The 23,547-nt window shown below is 70.0% G+C and carries 24 protein-coding genes; 14 read left to right on the forward strand and 10 right to left on the reverse strand.

All coding sequences use genetic code 11. The features are described from left to right. Positions 1-3 precede the first annotated feature (3 nt). Positions 4-1,512, reverse strand: a complete 1,509-nt coding sequence (locus ACRRSS_RS35220) for a cytochrome ubiquinol oxidase subunit I (RefSeq protein WP_435975018.1) — start codon at positions 1,510-1,512, stop codon at positions 4-6. A gap of 248 nt (positions 1,513-1,760) precedes the next feature. Beyond that, complete coding sequence (hisC, locus tag ACRRSS_RS35225; protein WP_435975019.1) at positions 1,761-2,858, reverse strand: histidinol-phosphate transaminase; 1,098 nt, start codon at positions 2,856-2,858, stop codon at positions 1,761-1,763. A 392-nt stretch (positions 2,859-3,250) separates the two neighbouring features. On the opposite strand from hisC, the gene ACRRSS_RS35230 reads away from it, so the two are divergent. The 3 genes from ACRRSS_RS35230 to ACRRSS_RS35240 all read left to right on the forward strand — a co-directional run bounded on the left by ACRRSS_RS35230 (position 3,251) and on the right by ACRRSS_RS35240 (position 7,077). After that, complete coding sequence (locus tag ACRRSS_RS35230; protein ID WP_351894659.1) at positions 3,251-4,357, forward strand: LacI family DNA-binding transcriptional regulator; 1,107 nt, start codon at positions 3,251-3,253, stop codon at positions 4,355-4,357. A 325-nt stretch (positions 4,358-4,682) separates the two neighbouring features. Next, entirely contained in the window at positions 4,683-6,215 is a 1,533-nt protein-coding gene (locus tag ACRRSS_RS35235; protein WP_435975020.1) for a metallophosphoesterase, read from the forward strand. A gap of 160 nt (positions 6,216-6,375) precedes the next feature. After that, positions 6,376-7,077: a hypothetical protein gene (locus ACRRSS_RS35240; protein ID WP_435975021.1), complete on the forward strand. Its 702-nt coding sequence runs from the start codon at positions 6,376-6,378 to the stop codon at positions 7,075-7,077. 80 nt (positions 7,078-7,157) lie between these two features. Here the strand turns inward: ACRRSS_RS35240 and thiC are convergent, their stop codons facing one another. Beyond that, positions 7,158-8,984: a phosphomethylpyrimidine synthase ThiC gene (gene thiC / locus ACRRSS_RS35245; RefSeq protein WP_435975022.1), complete on the reverse strand. Its 1,827-nt coding sequence runs from the start codon at positions 8,982-8,984 to the stop codon at positions 7,158-7,160. Positions 8,985-9,195: 211 nt separating this feature from the next. Here thiC and ACRRSS_RS35250 point away from each other — a divergent pair, with 211 nt between their 5' ends. Then, positions 9,196-10,569: a YibE/F family protein gene (locus tag ACRRSS_RS35250; RefSeq protein WP_435975023.1), complete on the forward strand. Its 1,374-nt coding sequence runs from the start codon at positions 9,196-9,198 to the stop codon at positions 10,567-10,569. Between the two features lie 105 nt (positions 10,570-10,674). Here ACRRSS_RS35250 and ACRRSS_RS35255 read toward each other — a convergent pair whose 3' ends face one another. The 4 genes from ACRRSS_RS35255 to ACRRSS_RS35270 form a co-directional block, all read right to left on the reverse strand. Continuing rightward, the gene (locus tag ACRRSS_RS35255) at positions 10,675-11,118 is read right to left on the reverse strand and encodes an SsgA family sporulation/cell division regulator (protein ID WP_030317990.1); all 444 of its coding nucleotides are present in this window, start codon (positions 11,116-11,118) and stop codon (positions 10,675-10,677) included. Positions 11,119-11,256: 138 nt separating this feature from the next. Beyond that, a complete protein-coding gene (locus ACRRSS_RS35260; protein ID WP_435975024.1) occupies positions 11,257-12,027 on the reverse strand; it encodes an IclR family transcriptional regulator in 771 nt (256 codons plus the stop codon). Between the two features lie 237 nt (positions 12,028-12,264). Then, positions 12,265-12,483 (reverse strand): DUF5326 family protein, encoded by a 219-nt coding sequence (locus ACRRSS_RS35265; protein ID WP_435975025.1) that lies wholly within the window; start codon positions 12,481-12,483, stop codon positions 12,265-12,267. 260 nt (positions 12,484-12,743) lie between these two features. Then, the gene (locus ACRRSS_RS35270; RefSeq protein ID WP_435975026.1) at positions 12,744-13,061 is read right to left on the reverse strand and encodes a cupin domain-containing protein; all 318 of its coding nucleotides are present in this window, start codon (positions 13,059-13,061) and stop codon (positions 12,744-12,746) included. A 51-nt stretch (positions 13,062-13,112) separates the two neighbouring features. Here ACRRSS_RS35270 and ACRRSS_RS35275 point away from each other — a divergent pair, with 51 nt between their 5' ends. The 5 genes from ACRRSS_RS35275 to ACRRSS_RS35295 all read left to right on the forward strand — a co-directional run bounded on the left by ACRRSS_RS35275 (position 13,113) and on the right by ACRRSS_RS35295 (position 16,844). Next, positions 13,113-13,490, forward strand: coding sequence for a phage holin family protein (locus ACRRSS_RS35275; RefSeq protein WP_435975027.1), 378 nt, complete (start codon positions 13,113-13,115; stop codon positions 13,488-13,490). A gap of 9 nt (positions 13,491-13,499) precedes the next feature. Further along, positions 13,500-13,991 carry a low molecular weight protein-tyrosine-phosphatase gene (locus ACRRSS_RS35280; RefSeq protein ID WP_435975506.1) on the forward strand — a complete coding sequence of 164 codons (492 nt, stop codon included), beginning with the start codon at positions 13,500-13,502 and terminating at the stop codon, positions 13,989-13,991. Next, positions 13,988-15,121 carry a cystathionine gamma-lyase gene (locus tag ACRRSS_RS35285; protein ID WP_435975028.1) on the forward strand — a complete coding sequence of 378 codons (1,134 nt, stop codon included), beginning with the start codon at positions 13,988-13,990 and terminating at the stop codon, positions 15,119-15,121. Before ACRRSS_RS35280 ends, ACRRSS_RS35285 begins: the two co-directional genes overlap by 4 nt. Before the next feature lie 235 nt (positions 15,122-15,356). Then, positions 15,357-16,253: a LysR family transcriptional regulator gene (locus ACRRSS_RS35290; RefSeq protein ID WP_435975029.1), complete on the forward strand. Its 897-nt coding sequence runs from the start codon at positions 15,357-15,359 to the stop codon at positions 16,251-16,253. A gap of 111 nt (positions 16,254-16,364) precedes the next feature. Then, entirely contained in the window at positions 16,365-16,844 is a 480-nt protein-coding gene (locus tag ACRRSS_RS35295; RefSeq protein ID WP_435975507.1) for an NUDIX domain-containing protein, read from the forward strand. On the opposite strand, the gene ACRRSS_RS35300 is transcribed toward ACRRSS_RS35295, so the two are convergent. Then, positions 16,787-18,025, reverse strand: coding sequence for a globin domain-containing protein (locus ACRRSS_RS35300; RefSeq protein ID WP_435975030.1), 1,239 nt, complete (start codon positions 18,023-18,025; stop codon positions 16,787-16,789). The genes ACRRSS_RS35295 and ACRRSS_RS35300 overlap by 58 nt on opposite strands. A gap of 106 nt (positions 18,026-18,131) precedes the next feature. Next, the gene (locus ACRRSS_RS35305) at positions 18,132-18,785 is read right to left on the reverse strand and encodes an HAD family hydrolase (RefSeq protein ID WP_435975031.1); all 654 of its coding nucleotides are present in this window, start codon (positions 18,783-18,785) and stop codon (positions 18,132-18,134) included. A gap of 99 nt (positions 18,786-18,884) precedes the next feature. On the opposite strand from ACRRSS_RS35305, the gene ACRRSS_RS35310 reads away from it, so the two are divergent. The 3 genes from ACRRSS_RS35310 to ACRRSS_RS35320 all read left to right on the forward strand — a co-directional run bounded on the left by ACRRSS_RS35310 (position 18,885) and on the right by ACRRSS_RS35320 (position 20,821). Further along, positions 18,885-19,748, forward strand: a complete 864-nt coding sequence (locus tag ACRRSS_RS35310; protein WP_435975032.1) for a GNAT family N-acetyltransferase — start codon at positions 18,885-18,887, stop codon at positions 19,746-19,748. A 118-nt stretch (positions 19,749-19,866) separates the two neighbouring features. Next, on the forward strand, positions 19,867-20,331 hold the full coding sequence (locus ACRRSS_RS35315; RefSeq protein ID WP_435975033.1) for a MarR family winged helix-turn-helix transcriptional regulator: 465 nt from the start codon (positions 19,867-19,869) through the stop codon (positions 20,329-20,331). Positions 20,332-20,368: 37 nt separating this feature from the next. After that, the gene (locus ACRRSS_RS35320) at positions 20,369-20,821 is read left to right on the forward strand and encodes an N-acetyltransferase family protein (RefSeq protein ID WP_435975034.1); all 453 of its coding nucleotides are present in this window, start codon (positions 20,369-20,371) and stop codon (positions 20,819-20,821) included. Positions 20,822-20,886: 65 nt separating this feature from the next. Here the strand turns inward: ACRRSS_RS35320 and ACRRSS_RS35325 are convergent, their stop codons facing one another. Further along, a complete protein-coding gene (locus tag ACRRSS_RS35325; protein ID WP_435975035.1) occupies positions 20,887-22,269 on the reverse strand; it encodes a serine hydrolase domain-containing protein in 1,383 nt (460 codons plus the stop codon). Between the two features lie 199 nt (positions 22,270-22,468). Between ACRRSS_RS35325 and ACRRSS_RS35330 the strand changes: the two genes are divergently transcribed. Together ACRRSS_RS35330 and ACRRSS_RS35335 are read left to right on the forward strand one after the other, a co-directional pair. Next, positions 22,469-23,032 carry a dihydrofolate reductase family protein gene (locus ACRRSS_RS35330; protein WP_435975036.1) on the forward strand — a complete coding sequence of 188 codons (564 nt, stop codon included), beginning with the start codon at positions 22,469-22,471 and terminating at the stop codon, positions 23,030-23,032. A 21-nt stretch (positions 23,033-23,053) separates the two neighbouring features. After that, positions 23,054-23,350, forward strand: coding sequence for a hypothetical protein (locus ACRRSS_RS35335; protein ID WP_435975037.1), 297 nt, complete (start codon positions 23,054-23,056; stop codon positions 23,348-23,350). Positions 23,351-23,547: the final 197 nt, after the last annotated feature.

The raw sequence follows: 23,547 nt of genomic DNA on the forward strand, positions 1-23,547 counted from the left end.
GCCTCAGTACGAGAAGGCCATGGGGCGGTCGGGGTCACGAGAGTCCCCGCCGATCTTGGTGGGCGGGTTGAGGTCGTTCTCGGTGAGCTCCGGCGGGCCCGCCTTGATGTACTTCACGAGGAGCTTGACCTCGATCACGGCGAGAACGGCGTAGACCGCCGTGAAGACGAACATCGAGGTGAGCACCTCGCCCGTCGTCGTGCCGGGGGAGACCGCGTCCCGGGTGCGCAGCACGCCGTAGACGACCCAGGGCTGGCGGCCCATCTCGGTGAAGATCCAGCCCCAGGAGTTGGCGATGAGCGGGAACGCCATGGTCCAGAGGGCGATGATCCAGTACCACTTGCCCAGGCGGGGGCTGAGCGCCTTCCGCTTGAACAGGACCAGGTTCGGCACCTCGTCCTCACCGGTCCGCAGCCCCGGCGCCAGCATGAACTTCTTGCGGGTCAGCCAGAGGCCGAGCATGCCGATGGTCAGCGAGGCCATGCCGAAGCCGATCATCCAGCGGAATCCCCAGTAGGCGACGGGGATGTTGGGCCGGTAGTCGCCCGGGCCGAACTTCTCCTGCTCGGCCTTGTTGATGTCGTTGATGCCCGGGACGTACGAGCTGAAGTCGTCGTTGGCCAGGAAGGACAGCAGGCCCGGGATCTCAATGGCCACCTTGTTGTGGCCCTTGTCGACGTCGCCGTAGGCGAAGATCGAGAACGGTGCGGGCGCCTCACCGTCCCAGAGCGCCTCGGCGGCGGCCATCTTCATGGGCTGCTGCTTGAACATGACCTTGCCGAGCAGGTCACCGCTGATGGCGGTGCCGAGGCCCGCGATGATCAGGGTGATCAGGCCGAGCCGCAGCGAGGTCCGCATCACCGGGATGTGCTTCTTGCGGGCCAGGTGGAAGGCGGAGATGCCGACCATGAACGCGCCACCGACCAGGAAGGCCGCCGTCATGGTGTGGAAGAACTGGGTGAGGGCGGTGTTCTGGGTGAGCACCAGCCAGAAGTCGGTGAGTTCCGCCCGACCGCGCTCCTCGTTGATCCGGTAGCCCACCGGGTGCTGCATCCAGGAGTTGGCCGCGAGGATGAAGTACGCGGAGAGGATCGTGCCGATCGACACCATCCAGATGCAGGCGAGGTGGATCCGCTTCGGGAGCTTGTCCCAGCCGAAGATCCACAGACCGATGAAGGTCGACTCGAAGAAGAAGGCGATGAGCGCCTCGAAGGCGAGCGGCGCCCCGAAGATGTCACCGACGAACCGGGAGTAGTCGGACCAGTTCATGCCGAACTGGAACTCCTGCACGATGCCGGTCACGACACCCATGGCGATGTTGATCAGGAAGAGCTTGCCCCAGAACTTCGTCGCCCGGAGGTACTTCTCGTTCTCCGTGCGCACCCAGGCGGTCTGGAGACCGGCGGTGAGTGCGGCGAGGGAGATCGTGAGGGGAACGAAGAGGAAGTGGTAGACGGTGGTGATGCCGAACTGCCAGCGCGCCAGGGTCTCTGGCGCCAGAGCGAGGTCCACGTCGTTTTCTCCTTACATCGCCGTGGTCACATCGGCAGTTTGCCCCGTTAATCCCATAAAATTAGGGAGAAACCGGGACACGCTTGTGAACGCGTTCACATTCACAAGCATTATGGCTCATACGAAATCCGTATCTTCTACCGGGGGTCCCCCCTACGGATTCCGCCACGGACCGCCCCCGGGGCCCACCACGGAAAGACCCCCACGAGCGCGGTGCTCGCGGGGGTCGTCACTCCGGGACGGGCGGGTCAGCCCTCCTTGCGGAAGCCCTCGGCCGCCTTCAGGAACAGGTCGTTCGCCTCGGTCTCGCCGATCGTGACGCGCACGCCCTCGCCGGCGAAGGGCCGCACCATCACGCCGTGCCGCTCGCACTCCGCCGCGAAGTCCAGCGTCCGCTCGCCCAGCCGCAGCCAGACGAAGTTCGCCTGGGTGTCCGGAACGGTCCAGCCCTGGGCCACCAGCCCCGCGTGGACCCGATCGCGCTCGGCGACCAGCGAGCCGACCCGCCCGAGCAGCTCGTCCTCGGCGCGCAGCGAGGCCACGGCCGCGTCCTGCGCCAGCTGGCTCACCCCGAACGGCACCGCGGTCTTGCGCAGCGCCGCCGCCACCGGCTCGTGGGCGACCGCGAAGCCGACCCGCAGCCCCGCCAGGCCGTACGCCTTGGAGAACGTGCGCAGCACGGCGACGTTCGGGCGGTCACGGTAGATCTCGATGCCGTCCGGGATGTCGGTGTCGCGGACGAACTCGCGGTACGCCTCGTCGAGCACGACCAGGACGTCGGAGGGCACCCGGTCGAGGAAGCGCTCCAGCTCGGCCCGGCGCACCGCGGTGCCGGTGGGGTTGTTGGGGTTGCAGACGAAGATCAGCCGCGTCCGGTCGGTGATCGCCTCGGCCATCGCGTCGAGGTCGTGCACCTCGCCCTCGGTCAGCGGCACCTGCACCGAGGTGGCCCCGCTGATCTGCGTGATGATCGGGTACGCCTCGAAGGAACGCCAGGCGTAGATGACCTCGTCGCCGGGGCCCGAGGTCGACTGCAGGAGCGACTGGGCGACGCCGACCGACCCGGTGCCGGTGGCCACGTGGGAGACGGGCACGCCGAAACGGTCGGCCAGCTCCTCGGTCAGCCCCGTGCAGGCCATGTCGGGGTAGCGGTTGAAGTTCGCCGCGGCGGCCAGGGTGGTCTCCATGACGCCCGGAAGCGGCGGGTACGGGTTCTCGTTGGAGGACAGCTTGAAGGCCACGGGGCCCCCCGTGGCCGCCGGCCTGCCCGGCTTGTAGGTGGGGACGCCGTCCAGCTCGGCGCGCAGCTTGGGGCTGCCCGTACTCGTCCCGCTGGTCTCGCTCACAGTGTGGCCTCCTCGACCGTCCGTACCGCCAATACTCCTCACCTTAAGAGGATTCCCCTTCCCTGCGAATGGGCTGCGGACAACAGGAGGGACACACTGCGGACACGGCCCCCCGGAGCGCCCTCGCAGAGGGGGAGCGCGCGGTTGGGTGGCGCGCGCCGGTGGCGGGCGCCGTGGCGCGCATCCCCCGTAGAGGTGAGTTGAGACCTCTTCGAGACCTCGCCCCCTCGCCAGGCCTACGCCGTTCGGCGGCCACAGGTCTTATGGCAAACACCCTAACTACCTTGGATTTATTGCCCCTTGGGGCCATTCGGCCATGCAGAAACGTGCCTGTCAACGCCCGCATATGCGACCGTCCCAACCGCCCCTCATCGCCCTACTATCGGCTCGCCATGACAGCAGCAGGGAAGCACCAGGTGAGCCGGGCACAGACCCGGGGAAGCCGGCAGGGCCGGGCGGGCATCCGGGACGTGGCCGCCGCCGCCGGGGTCTCCATCACGACTGTCTCCGACGCGCTCAACGGCAAGGGCCGACTCCCCGACGCCACCCGCCGTCACGTGCGCGAGGTCGCCGACAGGCTGGGCTATCGCCCATCCGCGGCGGCTCGCACGCTCCGCACCGGGAAGTCGGGACTCATCGGCCTGACCGTGACCACGTACGGGGATGAACCTTTCACCTTCACCGAATTCGCGTACTTCGCGGAGATGGCCAGAGCAGCCACATCGGCGGCGCTCGCCCGGGGCTACGCCCTGGTCATCCTCCCCGCCACATCCCGCCATGACGTCTGGTCGAACGTCGCCCTCGACGGCACCGTCGTCATCGACCCCTCCGACCACGACCCGGTCGTCACCGAACTGGTCCGCCAGGGCCTGCCCGTCGTCTCGGACGGACGCCCCGCCGGCACTCTTCCGGTCACCGCCTGGGTCGACAACGACCACGAAGCCGCCGTCCTCGATCTGCTCGACCACCTCGCCGCCGCCGGCGCCCGCCGCATCGGCCTCCTCACCGGAACCACCACCGACACCTACACCCGCCTGTCCACCACCGCGTACCTGAACTGGTGCGAGCGGGTGGGCCAGGACCCCGTCTACGAGGCCTATCCGGCGCACGATCCGTGCGCGGGTGCCGTCGCGGCCGACCGGCTGCTCGCCCGACCGGACCGGCCCGACGCCGTGTACGGCCTCTTCGACCCCAACGGAACCGACCTCCTCGCGGCCGCGCGCCGCTACGGACTGCGCGTCCCGGACGACCTGCTGCTGGTCTGCTGCAGCGAGTCGACCGTCTACGCCAGCACCGAACCGCCCATCACGACGCTCTCGCTCAAGCCACGCCGGATCGGCACGGCCGTCGTCCAACTCCTCATCGACGCCATCGAGGGGATCGACACCGACGGACCGGTCGAGCAGGTGATACCGACCGAACTCATCGTCCGCACCTCCTCACAACGCCGTTCGCCCCGCACGACGGTCAGTCCGCCCCGCTCACCCGCGAAGGACTGACCCACGCGGGACCGCCGCGAGGACCACGCGGCGAAACCCCGGCCGCGCGGGATCGACCCCCGACCGTCCTCACCGAATCCGCCGTCCCCGCCCCTGCCCGTGGGCAGGGGCGGCGAAACCGGCCACCCAACCGGCCCCAACCCTGGACCGGACCTTCTCAATTCGGGCGAAACAACCGGTGAACCCGGAGTAGACCCGGATTCACCACCCCTGGTGCGTCACACAGGCGGACCCTCATTCCTATGATGGGCGCACGACATCGCGGACCACCCCGACCAGGCCGGTCCGCGATGTGCAGGGCATCGCGACGGTGGTGGAGGGGTCCATGACTCAGGGGGCCGGGCAGGAGCCCGTGGTGCGCACGGCGACATTGCGTGACTTCCGCGTACCGCCGTACGCCCGCGTGCCCGTACAGGGCCATGCCACCGAACCGACGTCCACGGAGCCTCTGCCGGTGCCTCCGCCGGCCGGGACCGCTCCCCCGGAGCACGCGCCCGTGCCTCCGGCGGAGCAGCTGCCGCCCGTCGCGCCCTCGCCCGTCGAGGCCGTTCCGGTGCAGGCCGTGGCCGCGCGGGCAGCCACCGAATCCGTCGCACCCGAGACCACCCCGGCCGCACCTCCGCAGGCACCCGCCGCGCCGACCGCACCTCCGTCGGCACCCGCCGCGCCTCCGCACGCGCCCGCGGCAGCCATGTCCCCACAAGCACCCGCGACCGCCCCGGCCGTGCCGCCGCAGGCACCCCAGGACGCCCCTGCCATGCCCTCGCACGCACCCGCGCCCACCGCGCCGATGCCCGCCGATCCGACCCTCCACCTGGGACGCCGTACCGCCCCCGCGTACGCCGCCGAGACCGGCTCCTCCATCGTCTCCGTCGCCACCGGCCACCCCGGAAACGCCTTCCCCGAGGACGGGGTTCCCGAGGGCTACACCCCGACCGAGCGCGACCTCCCCGTCATCAACCGCGGTGACACCGTGCAGGTCCCGGTCACCTCCGAGTCCTCCCCCGCCGCCGAACCCGTCCCCGCCAGCGGCGAGGGACCGGGACCGCTCTACGTCGTCGGCGACGTCCACGGCTACCTCGACGAGCTCGTCGCCGCCCTGCGCGCCCAGGGCCTCATCGACGAGAACGGCGGCTGGGCCGCGGGCAACGCCCGCCTCTGGTTCCTCGGCGACTTCACCGACCGCGGCCCCGACGGCATCGGCGTCATCGACCTCGTCATGCGGCTCTCCGCCGAGGCCGCCGCCGCCGGCGGCTACTGCAAGGCCCTCATGGGCAACCACGAACTGCTGCTCATCGGCGCCAAGCGCTTCGGCGACACCCCGGTGAACTCCGGCGCGGGCACCGCCACGTTCCAGGCGGCCTGGCTGCTCAACGGCGGCCAGAAGCACGACATGGACCGGCTCCAGGACGTCCACCTCCAGTGGATGTCCCGGCTCGACGCCGTGGTGCGCGAGGACGACCACCTCCTCCTGCACTCCGACACCACCGCGTACCTCGAATACGGCGAGACCATCGAGGACGTCAACGACACGGTCCACGAGATCCTCAACCGGAACGACGCCGACGAGGTCTGGGACGTCTTCCGCAAGTTCACCAAGCGCTTCGCCTTCCGCGACGAAGGCGGCCCGCAGGCCGTCCAGGAGCTGCTCTCCACCTACGGCGGCCATCGGATCGTGCACGGTCACAGCCCGATCCCGTACCTTCTCGGCCAGGTCGGCACGGAGGAGGGCGAGGGCAGTTCGGGCCCGATCGTCGACGGACCGCACGTCTACGCGGACGGTCTGGCGATCGCCATGGACGGCGGAGTGACCATGGCCGGAAAGCTACTGGTCGTCCAACTCCCCCTGGACGGCTGACGCATCACGCTGCGCATCCGGGGACGGCGAATTCCGGAAACACCCTGTCAGCGCGTGGCGTCGCCGCAATACCATCGGGTCCATCCGTAGCAGGCTCTCCTCCGTTTCCGCCCAACCGACCGTTTCCCACGGCTGATCCGGGCCTACGGAGCATCGGGGGATGCACATGAATGTGGCTCCGCACCTGCTGACCGAGGACCGCGCCGAGTACGAACGGGTCCTCGACGACGCACTGAGCACCGCCCACGCACGTCCGGATCTCGCCGGAGCCGGAACCCGGCTCACGCTCGCCCAGCTCCGCGCCCTGACGCTGAACGCGACGACCCTGGTCACCAGCGCCGCCGCCGCCGAGTACGACCACTTCGTGAAGGTCCGCGAACAGAACCGCGCCGACCTCCGGACCCCGAGACCGGCGCCCTCCGACCGTCCGGGCGCGGGCGTCGTCGCGATCTTCACCGTCATGGTGCCCGTCCTCGCGGGCGCGGCCGCCGTCATCTTCCTGCTGGTCGGCGGGGTCCTGCACGCCCTCGCCCCCACCGTGGTGTTCGGCGCGACCCTGCTGACGGCAGGCCTCGTCTTCGGCGCCGTGGCCGCCGCCGGGCTGCTCTGCGCGGCCGCCGGACTCCTCGTGACGGCCCTGCGCAACAGCCCCGTCGAGGTGAGCGCGGGCGGCCCGCTCTCCGCCGCAGGCGGTCCGTCCTCCGCCGGACGTGGCGCATCCGCCGCACCGGACGACGAGCTGTCCCGGGCCCGGGAGGCCTGGCGCCGCGCCCTGCTCGAACGCGGCATCCTGCCCTTCCTCCGCGACGTCCTCGCCGCCACCGGGCCCCCCACCGGCCCACCGGACCCGACCGGCTCCTGACCAGGAGGTCGGCCCGCGACTCCTCCAGGAGGTCGCGGGCCGGTCAGGTGCGTCGGGCTCAGTCGGCCGACACGTCGGGCTCAGTCGGCCAGCGGGAGGTACAGACGGTTGCCCGTGGCCGCGAACTCCGCCGACTTGCTGAGCATCCCCGCCTGGATCTCCTCGTCCGTGGCCGAGTCGTCGCCGCCGAACTGCTCGGTGATGCTCCTGCTGATCTTCATCGAGCAGAACTTCGGACCGCACATCGAGCAGAAGTGCGCGGTCTTGGCGGGCTCCGCCGGCAGCGTCTCGTCGTGGAACTCACGCGCGGTGTCCGGGTCGAGCGCCAGGTTGAACTGGTCCTCCCAGCGGAACTCGAACCGCGCGTCCGAGAGCGCGTCGTCCCACTCCTGGGCGCCCGGGTGCCCCTTGGCGAGGTCCGCAGCGTGGGCCGCGATCTTGTACGTGATGACGCCCGTCTTCACGTCGTCGCGGTTCGGCAGGCCCAGGTGCTCCTTGGGCGTGACGTAGCAGAGCATCGCCGTGCCCCACCAGGCGATCATCGCCGCGCCGATGCCGGAGGTGATGTGGTCGTACGCGGGGGCCACGTCCGTCGTCAGCGGACCGAGCGTGTAGAACGGCGCCTCCTCGCAGATCTCCTGCTGGAGGTCGATGTTCTCCTTGATCTTGTGCATCGGGACGTGCCCGGGGCCCTCGATCATCGTCTGCACGTTGTGGCGCTTGGCGATCGTGTTCAGCTCGCCGAGCGTGCGCAGCTCCGCGAACTGCGCCGCGTCGTTGGCGTCCGCGATCGAGCCGGGGCGCAGTCCGTCGCCGAGCGAGTACGTGACGTCGTACGTCGCGAGGATGTCGCAGAGCTCCTCGAAGTTCGTGTAGAGGAAGTTCTCCTTGTGGTGGGCGAGGCACCAGGCGGCCATGATCGAGCCGCCGCGCGAGACGATGCCGGTCTTGCGGCGCGCGGTGAGCGGCACGTACGGCAGGAGTACGCCGGCGTGCACCGTCATGTAGTCCACGCCCTGCTCGGCCTGCTCGATGACCGTGTCCTTGTAGATCTCCCAGGTCAGCTCCTCGGCCCGGCCGTCGACCTTCTCCAGGGCCTGGTAGAGCGGCACGGTGCCGATCGGCACGGGGGAGTTGCGCAGCACCCACTCGCGCGTGGTGTGGATGTTGCGGCCGGTGGACAGGTCCATGACCGTGTCGGCGCCCCACTTGGTCGCCCATGTCATCTTCTCCACCTCCTCCTCGATGGAGGAGGTGACGGCGGAGTTGCCGATGTTGGCGTTGACCTTCACCAGGAACCGCTTGCCGATGATCATCGGCTCGATCTCCGGGTGGTTGACGTTCGCCGGGAGCACCGCGCGACCTGCGGCGATCTCCTCCCGTACGACCTCGGGGGAGACGTTCTCCCGGATCGCCACGTACTCCATCTCCGGGGTGATCTCCCCTCGGCGGGCGTACGCGAGCTGCGTCACCGCCTGGCCGTCGCGCCCCCGGCGCGGCACGCGCGGACGGCCGGGGAACACCGCGTCGAGGTTCTTCAGCCCACCGCCGCGCGGCGAGGTGTGCTTGATGCCGTCGTCCTCGGGACGGACCGGGCGGCCCGCGTACTCCTCGGTGTCGCCGCGCGAGATGATCCAGTTCTCACGCAGCGGCGGCAGGCCCCGCCGTACGTCGGTGTCGACGGTGGGGTCGGTGTACGGGCCGGACGTGTCGTACAGCGTGACGTCCTTGCCGTTGGTGAGGTGCACCTGACGGACCGGCACCCGGAGGTCGGGGCGCGAACCCTGGACGTACCCCTTGTGCCAGCCCGGCGTGCGCCGGCCGTCGACGGGGGTGACGGCCGGATCGTCCTGGCCGTCCTGGCCGTCCTGGTTGGAGGCAGGCGTGCGTGCGTCCTGAATGGTCATGAGACCGATCTCCCTACGCCGGCATTACCCGGTAACAGGTTCGGCGGTCGGCGCAGCCTCCTCCCGTACGTACGTCAGTACGCGCGTACGGTGATCAGCGCCCTCTCAGCCCGGTGCTCCGAGCTCCCGCGTGTGCAAAGGTGCCACCACGCTAGCGTCATCCCTGGCGTGCTGAACAGTGGGCCCCCGGCGTTCTTGCGATGATCGGTCGGTGACTTCCCCCCAGCAGACTCCCGAGCCCCACGGCCACGATCATGGTCCCGGCCCTTCGCACGGGCACGCCCAGGGGCACGGCCACAGCCACGGCCACGGCCCCGCCGCCCCGGTCTCCCGACATCTGCGCAAGGTCATCGCCGCGATCCTGATCCCCTTCGCGACCGCCGTCGCCGTCGGTCTCGTGGTCCTGTGGCCCGGCGGCACCCCCGCGCACGAACGCACCGGAGTCGGCTTCGACCGGCAGACCGAGCAGGGCACGGTCGTCTCCGTCGAGCAGGTCGACTGCAAGTCCGTGAACGCCGGACAGGTGCCGCCCACCGGGGACACCTCGACCCCGGAGGGCCGCGAGGCGGTCAACGCCCAGCAGGGCGAGTGCGGGAAGGCGACGATCGAGGTCACCACCGGCGCGCAGAAGGGGCGCACGTTCACCGAGATCGTGCAGCCGGACGCGCCGCGCCAACTGCACGAGGGGCAGGGCGTGGTGGTGGCGTACGCCCCCGACGCCCCGCGCGACCTGCAGTTCTCCGTGACGGACGTGAACCGGAAGGTCCCGATGGCGGTGCTCGCCGGGATCTTCGCCCTCGTGGTCGTCCTCGTCGGCCGCATGCGGGGTGTGATGGCGCTCATCGCCCTCGCCGCGAGCTTCCTCGTGCTGACGTTCTTCATCCTGCCGGCGATCCTGCAGGGATCGAATCCGCTGGTGGTCGCGGTGATCGGGTCGAGCGCGATCATGCTGATCGCCCTCTACATGTGCCACGGACTCTCGGCCCGCACCTCGGTCGCGGTGCTCGGCACGCTGATCTCGCTGCTGCTGATCGGGCTGCTCGGTTCGGTCTTCATCGACTGGGCCTCACTCAGCGGCAACACCGACGACAACACCGGCCTGATCCACGGCCTGTACCCGAGCATCGACATGTCCGGCCTGCTCCTGGCCGGGATCATCATCGGTTCGCTCGGCGTGCTCGACGACGTGACGGTCACCCAGACCTCGGCGGTCTGGGAACTGCACCAGGCCGATCCGGACATGGGTCCGCGCGCGCTGTACCGGGCCGCGATCCGGATCGGCCGCGACCACATCGCCTCGGTCGTGAACACGCTGGTGCTCGCCTACGCGGGCGCCGCCCTCCCGCTGCTGCTGCTCTTCACCATCGCGCAGAGCAGCATGGGGACGGTGGCCAACAGCGAGCTGGTGGCCGAGGAGATCGTCCGGACGCTCGTCGGATCGATCGGTCTGGTCGCCTCCGTGCCGGTCACCACGGTCCTCGCGGCCCTGGTGGTCTCCGCCGACCGGGCGGAGGCCGAGGGTCGTACGGCGACGGGCAGCCGGAAGCCCACCGCACGGGGCGGACGGCGCCGCCGCGCGAAGTGACGCGCGGTTGGCGACGGGTGGTGGAGCCGTGTGTACGAGGGTGCGCGCCGGGGCAGCCTGTACGAGCACGGGTGCCGGGACGGCCTGTGCGGGCCGCGCGCCGGCTCAGGCGGCAGGTCCAGCGCTCTCCTCGGCCAGGATCCGGCCCAGCGCCGCCTCCAGGTTGTCCTCGAAGTCACCGAGTGTGCGTTCCTGACCGAGCGGAACCAGCTTGTCCGTCCGATCGAGGAACGCGACCAGTGGCGGCGCGCTGGCCCGGAACAGGGCGCGATCGCCGCCGACCTGGAGCCGGATGGAGACGTCCGAGAGGCCCTCGGGCTCCGTCGGGGCGATGTGCACATCGCCGTCCCCACTCGGCCGGTTGATCCCGTCGAGCAGCAGCTCTCTGCCGAACGCCCAGGTCACAGGCGCGTCCCCGGGGAGGTGGAAGGTCATCCGCACCGCGTAGGGATCCCGGGTCTCATAACGCAGTTCGACCGGGATCTTGAAGGAGAGCTCCTCGGAGACGAGGAAGCTCATCAGGACCTCAGCCTGAACCGACTCTCGCATCGTGTACCCCGCAGTAGATGAAGCAGTTGTGTAAACACAGCTGCTGAAAGCTGTGACCGAAACGGCCAGGAATGATCCCCCGTGGCCCTCTTGACGCAATCGTGCTGTAAGCACTAGCAGATCACAAGGAGTGATTTTTCAGATACTGATAGAGAACGCGAGGGAGCTGAAGAGCTTTCCGATCTCCGTGCGTAGCCGCTCGACCGCTGGGAGCAACCGTTCTTCCTGGTGGAGGGGGAGGGAAATGGCCATTGCGGCCGCCGCGGAGCCCGCCGTGATGGGGATTGCGGCACAGACCGTGCCGAGCGCATATTCCTGACGCTCCACCAGGGGCTCCATTCGCCCCAAACCGCCCAAACGATCCAAAAGCACATGCCGGTTACGCACCGTGTACGGAGTGATGGATTCCACCGGGTGGCGGTCGAGGTGGTCTTGACGAGATTTCAGATCGAGTTGGCTCAACAGGCACTGCCCGATCGCGTGGGCGTGCCCGGTCTCGCGAAAGTCAGCCCATTCGTCCACCGCGGGGGCCGATGGGGTGTCGGCGACAGCGACGAGCTCGATCTCGCCCTCGCGGTAGAGGGCGAAGTACACCGGCACACCGATCTCGTCCCGCCAGCGGGCCAAGGAGTCTTCGATCTTGATGCGACGATTCTGCACATCTCCGCCGCAGGCCAGTCGCACGGCGGCGTCACCCAGGACGAACACACCCTTCTCGCGGACCAGGTAGCCCTCGTGCGTCAGGGTGCGGAGCAGGTGGTACGTGGTGGGGAGCGGAAGGCCCGTCTCGCGGGCGAGCTGTTTGGCCGGAGCGCCGTCCACATGGGAGGACACGGCCTCCAGAAGTCTCAGCGCTCGCTGCACCGAGCCGATCAAGGTAGGCGCAGCCGTCTGCGTAGCCGTGGCCAAAGGTCACCCCCAGGCGTGACGACGGATGCAGTGCATCCGCCCGCGGGGGCCGCCCCCGCGCGCCCGCCGGGCCTGGGAAACCGCTGGTCAGTAGGGAGGTCTACGCCTGTAGTCCCCAACGCGGCGGAGGGATTCCACTCTAGTGGCAGCCTCTGGGCCCATGCTCTGATTCGACCAGCGCGTTCCCCCGGGCGGGCTAATACCCTCCGTCGCCCTCATACCGATGAGTAGCTTGTGCTACCAGTCCTCGCGCGACCGGTCGGAGGAGCCGAACTTCCTTACGACGTAGATCAGTCCGGCGACGAGGGCCACGAAGAGCAGCACCTTGAAGAGCAGCCCGATCACGACGGTCAGGACGCTGGTGATCAGCCCGCCGAAGACGAGCAGCGCGAGCGCGGGTATGGCGACCCACTTCACCCACCAGGGCATCCCCGCGAAAATCTCCTGTACGGCCATCGTCCCTACCTCGCTCTCGAAGATCCGTTCCGCACACTCCGCGCCGAACATCCTCAAGGCTAGGGGCCGGAAGGGGCCCATGGGGGCCCTGCGGCCCCCGCTCTCCCCTGATCCGACCCCTAGGGGGCTCCGGCGGCTCCCCGACCCCGGCCCCCGGTTCTCCGAGGCCAGGACGCGGATGCGGCGCCCGGGTCGGCCCCCTGGCCCGGGCCCGCTGGTCCGGGCCCGCTGGTCCGGATCTCGGGTCCTCGCTCTCCGGTTCAGCTCTCCGGCGGGGAGAAGACGACCATGACCCGCAGGTCCTCGCTGATGTGGTGGAACCTGTGCTCCACCCCGGCCGGCACGTAGACCACGCTGCCACGCGCCACCTGGGTCGTCTCCGTCCCCACCGTGATCGCCGCGCGCCCGCTCACCACGAAGTACACCTCGTCCTGGTGATGCGGCTGCTGCGGGTCGAGCTCTCCGGCGTCCAGCGCGTACAGGCCCACCGACATGTGCCGCTCCCTCAGGAACTGGAGGTACGCGCCCTTGTTCGCGGCACGCTCCGCCTCCAGTTCGTCCAGTCGGAAAGCCTTCATCGCCCTGCAGCCCCTGCCCTCGGCCTGATCACGTCTGCCACGATCAGACACATGATGAATTTCGTAGTCAAGACACTCGCCAACGCGGGTGCCCTGGGAGTCGCCATCTGGCTGGTCCCGAAGATCACCCTCACCGGCGACAGCACCGGCAAGCAGGCCCTGACCCTCATTCTCGTCGCCCTGGTCTTCGGGCTCGTGAACTTCTTGGTCAAGCCGGTCGTCAGTCTCCTGGCGCTGCCTCTCTTCATTCTGACCCTCGGCCTGATCACCCTCGTGATCAACGCCCTGATGCTGCTCCTCACCTCCTGGCTGGCCGAGCAGTTCGACCTCAGCTTCCACGTGGAGGGCTTCTGGACCGCCGTCCTGGGCGGGCTGATCATCTCCATCGTGTCGTGGGCGCTGAACGTCGTGCTCCCCGACGGTGACTGAGTGAGGACCTTGACCTACCGCGTCTGCTTCGTCTGCACCGGCAACATCTGCCGCTCGCCGATGGCCGAGCACGTCTTCCGCCGCCATGTGCAGGAGGCCGGCCTCGGTGACCTCGTGGAGGTGGACAGCGCCGGAACCGGAGGCTGGCACGAGGGCGACGCCGCCGACCCGCGCACGGTCGCCGTTCTCGACGAGAACGGATACACCTCGGCGCACACCGCCCGCCGTTTCCGGGCCTCGTGGTTCCCGGCCATCGATCTGGTGATCGCACTGGACGAAGGACATCTGCGGGAGCTGCGCGAGCTGGCCCGCACGCCCGAGGAAGCGGCGCGGATACGACTACTGCGCTCCTACGACCCGGCCGCACGGGACGGACTCGACGTCCCCGACCCTTACTACGGGGGCCGCGAGGGCTTCGAGGAGTGCCTGAACATGGTGGAGGCGGCGAGCGAGGGACTGCTCGCCGCCGTACGACTGGAACTGGAGGACCGGACACCGTGACCGACCACGCATACGGCGACGGCACGCGCGCCGTGCGGGCGGGGCTTCCCGAACCCGTGAAGTACGAGCCGACCCTTCCGGGGCCGGTCTTCGCCGCCCACTTCCATCTGCCGGGCGAGCCGACCGGCGGCTACGCGTACGGCCGCGACGAGAACCCCACCTGGACCCATCTGGAACGGGCGATCGGCGAGCTGGAGGCGCCGGGGGAGCAGGGCGTCGAGACGCTGGTCTTCGCCTCGGGCATGGCGGCGATCTCCGCCGTCCTCTTCTCCCAGCTGAAGGCGGGCGACGCGGTGGTGGTGCCCAGCGACGGCTACCAGGCCCTGCCGTTGCTGCACGAGCAGCTGAGGGCGTTCGGGATCGAGGTCCGGACAGCGCCGACCGGCGGCGACGGCCAGCTCGCGGTGCTCGACGGGGCTCGTCTCCTCTGGATCGAGACCCCGTCCAACCCCGGGCTCGACGTCTGTGACATCCGCCGCCTGGTGGGCGAGGCGCACGCGGCGGGGGCGCTCGTGGCCGTCGACAACACCCTCGCCACACCGCTCGGTCAGCGGCCCCTCGAACTGGGCGCGGACTTCTCCGTCGCCAGCGACACCAAGGGCATGACCGGACACGGCGACATCCTGCTCGGCCACGTCAGCTGCCGCGATCCCGAGCGGGCGGCGGAGGTACGGCGCTGGCGCAAGGTCGTCGGGGCCATCCCCGGTCCCATGGAGGCCTGGCTCGCCCACCGCTCCCTCGCGACGCTCCAGCTGCGGATCGACCGCCAGTGCTCCACCGCGCTCGCGCTCGCGCAGGCGCTCGCCGGGCGCACCGACGTGACAGGGCTGCGCTACCCGGGGCTGCCCGGCGACCCCTCGCACGCGGTGGCCTCCCGGCAGATGCGGCGCTTCGGGCCGGTGGTCTCCTTCGAACTGGCGGACCGCAAGCGGGCCGAGCGGTTCCTCGAGGAGCTGCGGATCGTGGACGACGCCACCAGTTTCGGCGGCGTGCGCTCCACCGCGGAGCGGCGCGGGCGCTGGGGCGGGGACGCGGTCGCGGAGGGTTTCATCCGCTTCTCGGTCGGCGCCGAGGATCCGGAGGACCTGATCGCCGACGTGCTGCGGGCGCTCGACGAGGCCGGTGGCTGAGAGGTCTCCAGCGGGCGGGCGCGCGGGACGGGGCGCTCCGAGCCTCCCCCCTCGTGGCTCGGAACGCCCTCGGTTCCACGCGCGGAGACCGCCTGAGCAAGGCTAGTTGACCGAGCGTCAGTGTCCAATCACGGTAGCGACAGAGGCCTATCGACTTATTTATAGTTGGACGGTCCTGAGGCGCAGTCAGCCGACCGCCTGAGTCGAACGGCCACACGGCCGGGAGGGGGCGGACATGGATCTGGCCCTGTTGCGCACGTTCGTCGCGGTGCACCGGGCCGGCTCCTTCACCCGTGCCGCCGCGCTCCTGGGGCTCTCGCAGCCCGCCGTCACCAGCCAGATCCGGACCCTCGAACGACAACTGGGGCGCCCGCTCTTCCTCAGACAGGCCCGCGGCGTCACGCCGACCACCATCGGGGACGAGCTGGCGCACCGCGCCGCTCCCCATCTCGACGCCCTCGTCGAGATAGCCGAGACCGGCCTCGACGAGGAGGGTGGCGTCCGGACCCTTCACATCGCCGGGCCCCCGGAGTTCACCGCCCTCCGCGTCCTGCCCGCGCTCACCCCGCTGGTCGGCCAGGGCCTCGCCGTACGGGCGTCGTTCCTCGGCAACACCGAGGAGATCCTCGACGGCCTCGCCGCCGGCCATCACGACCTGGCCGTCGCCACCGCCCGCCCCCGGGGTGGTCTGCTCGTCTCCACCCCGCTCTGCGACGAGGAGTACGTCCTGGTCGCGGCGGAACGCTGGGCGGCCAGGCTCTCCCCCGAGGTGCTTCTGGAGAAGGGCGCGATGCTCCTTGAGCAGCTTCCGGTGGTCGAGGTACACGAGTCGCTGCCGTTCGTCGCCCGCTACTGGGCGAGCGTCTTCGAGGCCGAGCCGACGGTCGCCGCCACCGTGATCGCCCCCGATCTGCGTGCCGTACGGGAGTCCGCCGCGGCAGGCGCCGGGCTCGCCGTCCTGCCCCGCTATCTGTGCGAGGAGGCCCTGGCCCAGGGCCGGCTGGTGGCGCTCCTCGACCCCCCGGTGCCTCCACTGCGGACCTACTTCCTGGTCGTGCGTACGGGCACGCTCGCCCTGTCGCCCCTCGCGCGGGCCCACGAGGAGCTGCTGCGGGCGGCGGGGGACTGGTGAATCACCGCGGGAACGCATGAGTCACCGCGCGGGGCGGCGAGTTACCTCAGACGGCCGACGCGTTTCAGGACACCTCGAACGGGCCATTTTCTTCCCATGAACGAACGGCCCATGACCGAACGGCCCGTGATCAAGCGCACCGCACGCGCCATCCTGCTCGACGGGGACGACCTCATCCTCATCAAGCGCACCAAGCCGGGGATGGATCCCTACTGGGTCACGCCCGGTGGCGGCGTGGAACCCTCCGACACCACCGTCGTCGAGGCCCTGCACCGCGAGGTCCACGAGGAGCTCGGCGCCAAGATCACCGATGTGGTGCCCTGCTTCGTCGACACCGTCGAGCACATCGTGGACGGCGGGGTCTCCGGGGTGAAGGTCCAGCACTTCTTCGTGTGCCGGCTCGGTTCCATGGACACCTCGTTGCGGCACGGCCCCGAGATGGACGAGCCGGTCGGCGAGTACGAGATCGTCCGGATTCCCTTCAACCGGGTCGGTATCGCCGCCGTGCATCTCGTCCCGCTCTCGCTGCGCCACTACCTCGACGGCAACATCGAGGGCGTCCGCGCGATGCACGCCCCCGACCTGGGCTGATCGGCAGCCACCGGGGCCAGCTCGGCAAGGAAGTCGTGCCGGATGCGCTCGGCGGGGACCCCCGCGCCCCGCAGCGCGTCCACCCCGCGGCGGACCATGCCGAGCGGACCCGAGAGATAGGCGTCGCGTTCGCTCCAGGGGCCGTAGCGGCACACCGCCTCCGGGAGCCTCCCCTGCTCCTCGGTGACCGGATGGACGGAGAGCCACGGAAAGGTCTTCTGGAGCCGCAGCATCGTGTCGATGTCGTAGAGGTCGTGGCCGCTGCGGGCTCCGTAGAAGACATCGACCGGGCGTCGGTCCCCATGCTCGGCGACGTCCTCCACCAGGGCCTTGATCGGCGCTATCCCGGTGCCTCCGCCGAGGCAGAGCAGACCGGTGTCCGTGGCGTGGTCCACCGTCATGGAGCCGGCCGGCGGGCCCAGTCGCAGGAGGTCTCCGGGGCGTGCCCGGTGAACGAGGGCGTTGGACACCCAGCCCGCCGGAACCGCCTTGACGTGGAGGGAGAGCAGGCCGTCGGGCCGGGGGGCCGACGCGAAGGAGTAGTGGCGCCAGATCCTCGGCCACCACGGAGTCTCCAGTGTCGTGTACTGGCCCGCCAGGAACGGATACGGCTGGTCCGGCCGGAGCGTGACGACGGCGATGTCCGGGGTGCGCAGATCGTGCGAGACGACCTCGGCCTGCCACCAGGCGGGCGCCGAGCGTTCGTCCTCCGCCGCCGCGTCGATCATGATCTGGGAGATCGTCGTGTACGTACGGACCCAGGCCGCTTCGGTCTCCTCGTCCCAGCTCGTCGTCGCGTACCGGCCGAGCGCGCCGATGAGGGCCTCGCCGACGGCCGGGTAGTGGGTGGAGTGGGTGCCGTACTTGCGATGGCCCCGGCCCAGGTGCTCCAGGTACGCGGTGAGCGTCGGCGCGTCGTCCATGTGCTCCGCCGCGGTGAGCAGGGCCTTGAGGAGCCGGTCGCGCTGGGTGTCCATGGCCACGGGGAACATCTCGCGCAGCTCGGGGTTCCGGATGAAGAGCAGGGCGTAGAAGTACGAGGTCACCCGGTCGGCGACCGGTGCGATCTCCGCCATGGTGCGGCGGACGAGTACCGCGTCGGCGGAGGGTCCACCGGCTATGCGCGGCTCGTTCCCGCCCTCCGTCGGGGACTCCTGCCCGGTGGTCGGAGCATCCATCATGTGCCTCGCCCTCGCGCTGGCCGGCTTCCGTGGTCGCAGCATGACCCTCGCGACCGCCGCTCACGACGGAAAGCGGCGTTCTCGGGCCATAGGGCAGGGTTTCTGACTAAGCTGCGCTGTTTCGGACGAGGGCGTAGGCCTCGCGCAGGTCTCCTCCGGTGTAGCTGTGGCGGGAGAGCCCGGCGAGATGGTGGTCCGCGTTCACCGCCACGGTCTGCGGCACGATCGCGAAGAGTTCCGCGTCGGACATCGAATCTCCGTAGGCGACGCAGTCGGCCGGGTCCACCCCGTACTCCGCGCAGAGCCGTCCCGCGATCCGTACCTTCGCCCGCGCGTCGAGGATGTCCGGCCGGTGGATCGGCTCGCTGAAGGGGACGGCCGGCCAGCGTGAACCGTGCGCCGCGTCGGCACCCCAGTCGAGGAGCCGCTCGACGAAGAAGTCGGGAGAGAGGGAGATGACCGCACAGCGGTCGCCCCGGTCCCGGATGTCGGCCCAGACCTCCTGGATACCCGCCAGCCAGGGCGCCTCTTCGAAAGCCGCCGCGACATGGTCCAGGGTGAGCCCGGACCACAGCTCCCGGGCCCGGACGGCGAACTCGTCCGGGGCGAGGCCCTGGAGGAATCCCACTTCCAGGGCGGCGATCTCCTCGACGAGACCCAGTTGCCGGGAGATCTCCACCGCCGCGGCCGAGCCCCGGATCAGGGTGCCGTCGAGATCGAAGAGGTGCAGTCGCTGTTTGTGGTGTTTCACGTGAAACATCGTCCCCATGCCACGGGGTGGAATCAACGCCGCCTCGCGTATCGGCCAGATCCGGTAAAGCGGTGGACGGACGATCACCGGGTCGGACAGCCTGACTGCATGCCGACTTCCCCCTCTCCCCTCGCACAGCTCCCCATCCGGCGCCTCACCTCGGAGGACCTTCTCGCCTGCTCCGACCTCTCCGAGAACCGGGGCTGGCCGCGCGAGGAACACAAATGGGGGCTGCTGCTCATCGCCGGCACCGGCTACGGCATCGACGACCCCTCCGGGTCCGGACTGATCGCCTGTTCCGTGGTCACGTCCTACGGCCCGGGGCTCGCCGCGATCGGCATGGTGCTCGTCGCCGAGCGGTACGCACGCCAAGGGGTGGGACGCCGACTCATGCGGCACGTCCTGACGGAGGCCGGGGACACCCCGCTCACCCTGCACGCCACCTCGAACGGTCGGCCCCTCTATGAGCAGCTGGGCTTCACGGAGACGAGCCGGGCGGAGATGGTGAGCGGGCGCTTCACCTTCACCACGCCCGCCCCGGCCGTTCCGGTGCGGCCGGCGGCCGCGGAGGACCTCCAGGCGATCCTGCGTCTGGATCACGAGGTCTTCGGCCTCGACCGCACCCACATCATCACGCGCCTCCCCGCGTTCGCGGACCACCTGCGGGTAGCGGAGGTGGACGGCGAGATCACGGGCTTCGCGGCGGCCTGGCCCAACATGGACACCCATGTCGTCGGACCGCTGATCGCCCGGGACGCGGGCACCGCCCAGGCCCTGATCGCCTCGCTGGCCGCCGCCACCGACCGACCGCTGCGCACGGACATCGACGTGCGTCACACGGCGCTGTTGGGATGGATGAAGGAGAACGGCATCGACTCGATCGCCTCCAACTCGGTGATGGTCCGCTCCCTCCCCGACCTTCCGGGTGACTGGCGCCGCCGTTTCGCTCCGCTGACGGTCGCGGCCGGATAGCACACAGCCCACGACCCTCGCGAAGATTTACTTGCACACGCGCATTATTGCGTTGCATCGTCTACCCTGGGTCGAGAGCCACTCCACTGCCGAGCGGAGACCGAGGAGAGACGAGACCATGACCGCGACGGACCCGGCACTCACCGCACTCTCCCAGCGCTGGTGCGCGCTCTCCCTGCTGCACGGCAGGATCGAGTCCCACATCGAGCGCGCCCTGGAGAGCCGGCACGGTCTGAGCGTGCGAGAGTACTCGCTCCTGGACGTCCTCAGCCGCCAGCACAGCGGCCCGGGCGGCCACCTCCAGATGAAGCAGGTCGCCGACGCCGTCGTGCTCAGCCAGAGCGCCACCACCCGGCTCGTCACCCGGCTCGAAGACCGCGGCCTGCTCACCCGGTACCTCTGCGCCACCGACCGACGCGGCATCTACACCGATGTCACCGAAGCCGGGCTGAAGCTCCTGGAAGAGGCCCGCCCCACCAACGACAGCGCGCTGCGCGAGGCCCTCGACGAGGCCGCGAGGAACCCCGAGCTGGCCCCTCTGGTCCAGGTCGTGGAGGGCGTCGGCACCGGCGTTCCCGCCTGACGCGAGGGCGGAAACGGCCCGGCGTACGCTGCGGGACATGAGCGATCTCGAGATACGTCCAGCCGTCGCGGGGGACATCGAAGCCATCGTCGCGATGCTTGCCGACGACCCCCTGGGCGCGCAGCGTGAATCCCCGGACGATCTCGGTCCGTACCTCAGCGCCTTCGAGCGCCTCGCGAACGACCCTCATCAGCATGTCGTCGTGGCCGTCCGTGGGGACAAGGTCGTCGGCACCCTCCAGCTGACGATCGTCCCGGGGCTCTCCCGCCGAGGCGCCACCCGCTCGATCGTCGAGGGGGTCCGTATCCACGCCGAGGAGCGCGGCAGCGGCCTCGGGACACAGCTCATCGAGTGGGCCGTCGAAGAGTCCGGGCGCCAGGGCTGCCGCCTCGTCCAGCTGACCTCCGATGTCACCCGCACCGATGCCCACCGCTTCTACGAGCGCCTCGGCTTCGAGGCCTCCCATGTGGGCTTCAAGAAGAACCTCTGAGGCGGAACGCGGCGCGCCGGGCCGCAGCCCGGCGCGCCGTTTCACGTGAAACAACCCGGAGCGGCTCAGAGACCGCGCCAGCCCGCCTCGTCCACTCCGCCCGGCACCGCGTCCGCAGGCGCGTACGGCTCCCTGGTGAAGACGAACGAGCCGAGATCGAGATGGCTCACACTCCCGTCGGCCCGCCGCACCGCCCGAAGCGTCTCCCCCGCGTAGTAGCCGTTCAGCCCGACCCAACCGCCCTCAGGCAGCGCCCGGAAGCGGGCCCGGCGCCCGGCACCCCTCAGAGGTTCGAGCACCACACCCCGGTCGGGGCCGAGCCGGAGCCCGTAGGGGTACGTGCCCCAGTACCAGGGGCCCGTCAGGGCGAGCAGCTCCTCGTCGACGTCGGCCTCCGGAAGCGGGCGCCACGGCTCCGGGAACTTCGGCTCCGCCTCCGCCACGATCCGCACGAGATCGGCCGCCACGGCCGCCGCCAGAGGCCCCGAGGTGGCATTCGCCAGGGCGATCGCCGCCAGTCCGTCCTCCACGCTCACCCAGAGGGCGGCGACGAAGCCGGGGAGGGAGCCGGTGTGGCCGATCAGGGTCCGGCCGTCGCTGCGCAGCAGCTGGAGACCGAGTCCGTAGCTCCCCTCCCACTCCCCCTCGCCGGTCGCGGAGGCCGGAGCCCTCATCTCCGCTACGGAGGACGCGACGAGCACCCGGTCGTCACCCGCCGCGAGGAAGGCCGCGAACCGGGCAAGGTCCGCCGCCGTCGACCAGAGCTGTCCGGCCGGTGCCATCAGCCCCAGATCCTCCGACGGCTCCGGCAGCATCACATCGGCCCACGGGTGCACCGCCCAGCCGCCGGCGTGCGGGGCGACCGGATCCAGCGTCGTACGACCCATCCCGAGCGGCTCCAGGATCTCGCGCCGCAGCGCTTCCTCCCAGGGCACCCCCCGCACCGTCTCGACGAGCGAACCGAGCAGCGTGTACCCGGGGTTGGAGTAGTGGTGGCGGCGCCCCGGCGCCTGGACGAAGGGACGCTCGCCCAGGACGTCGGAGAGCTCCGGCCGTAGGTCGGCGGACGAACGCTCCCACCACGGGCCGGGCGTCTCGGCCGCGAGACCGCCGCTGTGACCGAGGAGTTGAGCGACCGTCACCTCACCGGCGCCCGTGGCCTTGAGGTGCCTCTCCAGCGGATCGTCGAGCCCGAGGAGCCCCTCGTCCCGCAGCCGCATCACCAGCACGGCCGTGAACACCTTGGTGAGGGATCCGATCCTGAACTGCGTGTCGGTGTCGGGCGCGTGTCCGTCCACACAGCTGCGCGAACCGCTCCACACGAGCTCGCCGTCGCGCACCACCGCCCCCACGAAGGACGGCGCCCGCCCGTCGGACTGGGCGACCGCGACACGGTGGAGCAGAGCCCGTTCGGTACCGGGCAGAAGAGCTTCGAAAGATGACGTCATGGAACCCATCCAACACAAGGCCCCCGCATCCGGGGCTGTGAGCACGTGAGCGCCGGTGACCGGGATTCTCCTGTGGCCGGCCGGTTCTCCGTCGTCCCACCACGGTGGCACCCAAGATCGGGCTCAGGTCGCGCACCGATGAGTTTCCCGCACCGCGCCGGTCCGTACGCATGAGGGCGACTCACGGAAGGCTGGCGCCATGAGGAAACTGATCTACGGCATGAATCTGACCCTGGACGGCTACATCACCGCGCCCGGCGACGACATCGGCTGGAGCGTGCCGAGCGACGAGCTGTTCCAGTTCTGGTCAGACCAGTTGCAGGCGACCGACCTGACGCTGTACGGACGCAAGCTGTGGCAGACGATGAGCTCCTACTGGCCGACCGGCGACCAGCAGCCCGACGCCACTCCGGCGGAGAGCGAGTTCGCGCGCCGCTGGCGGGACATGCCGAAGGTGGTGTTCTCCTCGACGATCGACCAGGTCGACTGGAACACCCGCCTGGTCACCGGTGACGCGGTCGCCGAGATCACCCGGCTCAAGGCCGAGGACGGTGGCCCCATGGACATCGGCGGAGCGACGCTCGCCGGGGCGGCCATGCGGGCCGGCCTGATCGACGAGTACGTGCTGGCCACCGCGCCGGTCCTGGTGGGCAGCGGCACGCCCTTCTTCACCGCGCTGGACAACTGGGTGAACCTCGACCTGCTGGAGACGCGGACGCTTCCCTGCGGCGTGGTCCTGACCAGGTACCAGACGAGGCGCTGAGCACCCGTCCTGGTGACCCGGATGCGGGGTCTCACTGCTCGCCTCTACGACTGGAACGCCGGGGAACGTGTACTGCGGGTCTCCTCCACCGCCAACCGCCTCAAGGTGCGCCAATTGCGCAGCGACCCGCACGCCTCACTGCACGTCAGCGGCCCGGACATCTGGTCGTTCGCCGTCGCGGAGGGAGAGGCGGAGATAGCGGACCCGGCCGACGGGGCGACCCCCGGAGAGCAGCCGCTGCCTGACCGGCGCGTGACCATCCTGCTCCGGGTCTCCCGCCTGTACGGGACCGCCCTGGACATCCCTGCCCAGGGCTGAAGAACCCGCACCGCGCCGGAGCAGGAAGACGAGATCACATCTCCCTTCCCTGCGGCAGGTGTCCTGTCGCATTCCAGTTGTCAGGTGGTGCGGTTCTGACCTGCAGGGCGGCCAGATGGCCAGGTAGTACGGTCCGGTGTCGTTCTCGGACGAGTTGGCCTTCTGGGAAGGAATCGCGCGGCGGGGATCCGATTCCC

The sequence above is a fragment of the Streptomyces sp. Qhu_M48 genome (assembly GCF_051305195.1).
Classification (GTDB): domain Bacteria; phylum Actinomycetota; class Actinomycetes; order Streptomycetales; family Streptomycetaceae; genus Streptomyces.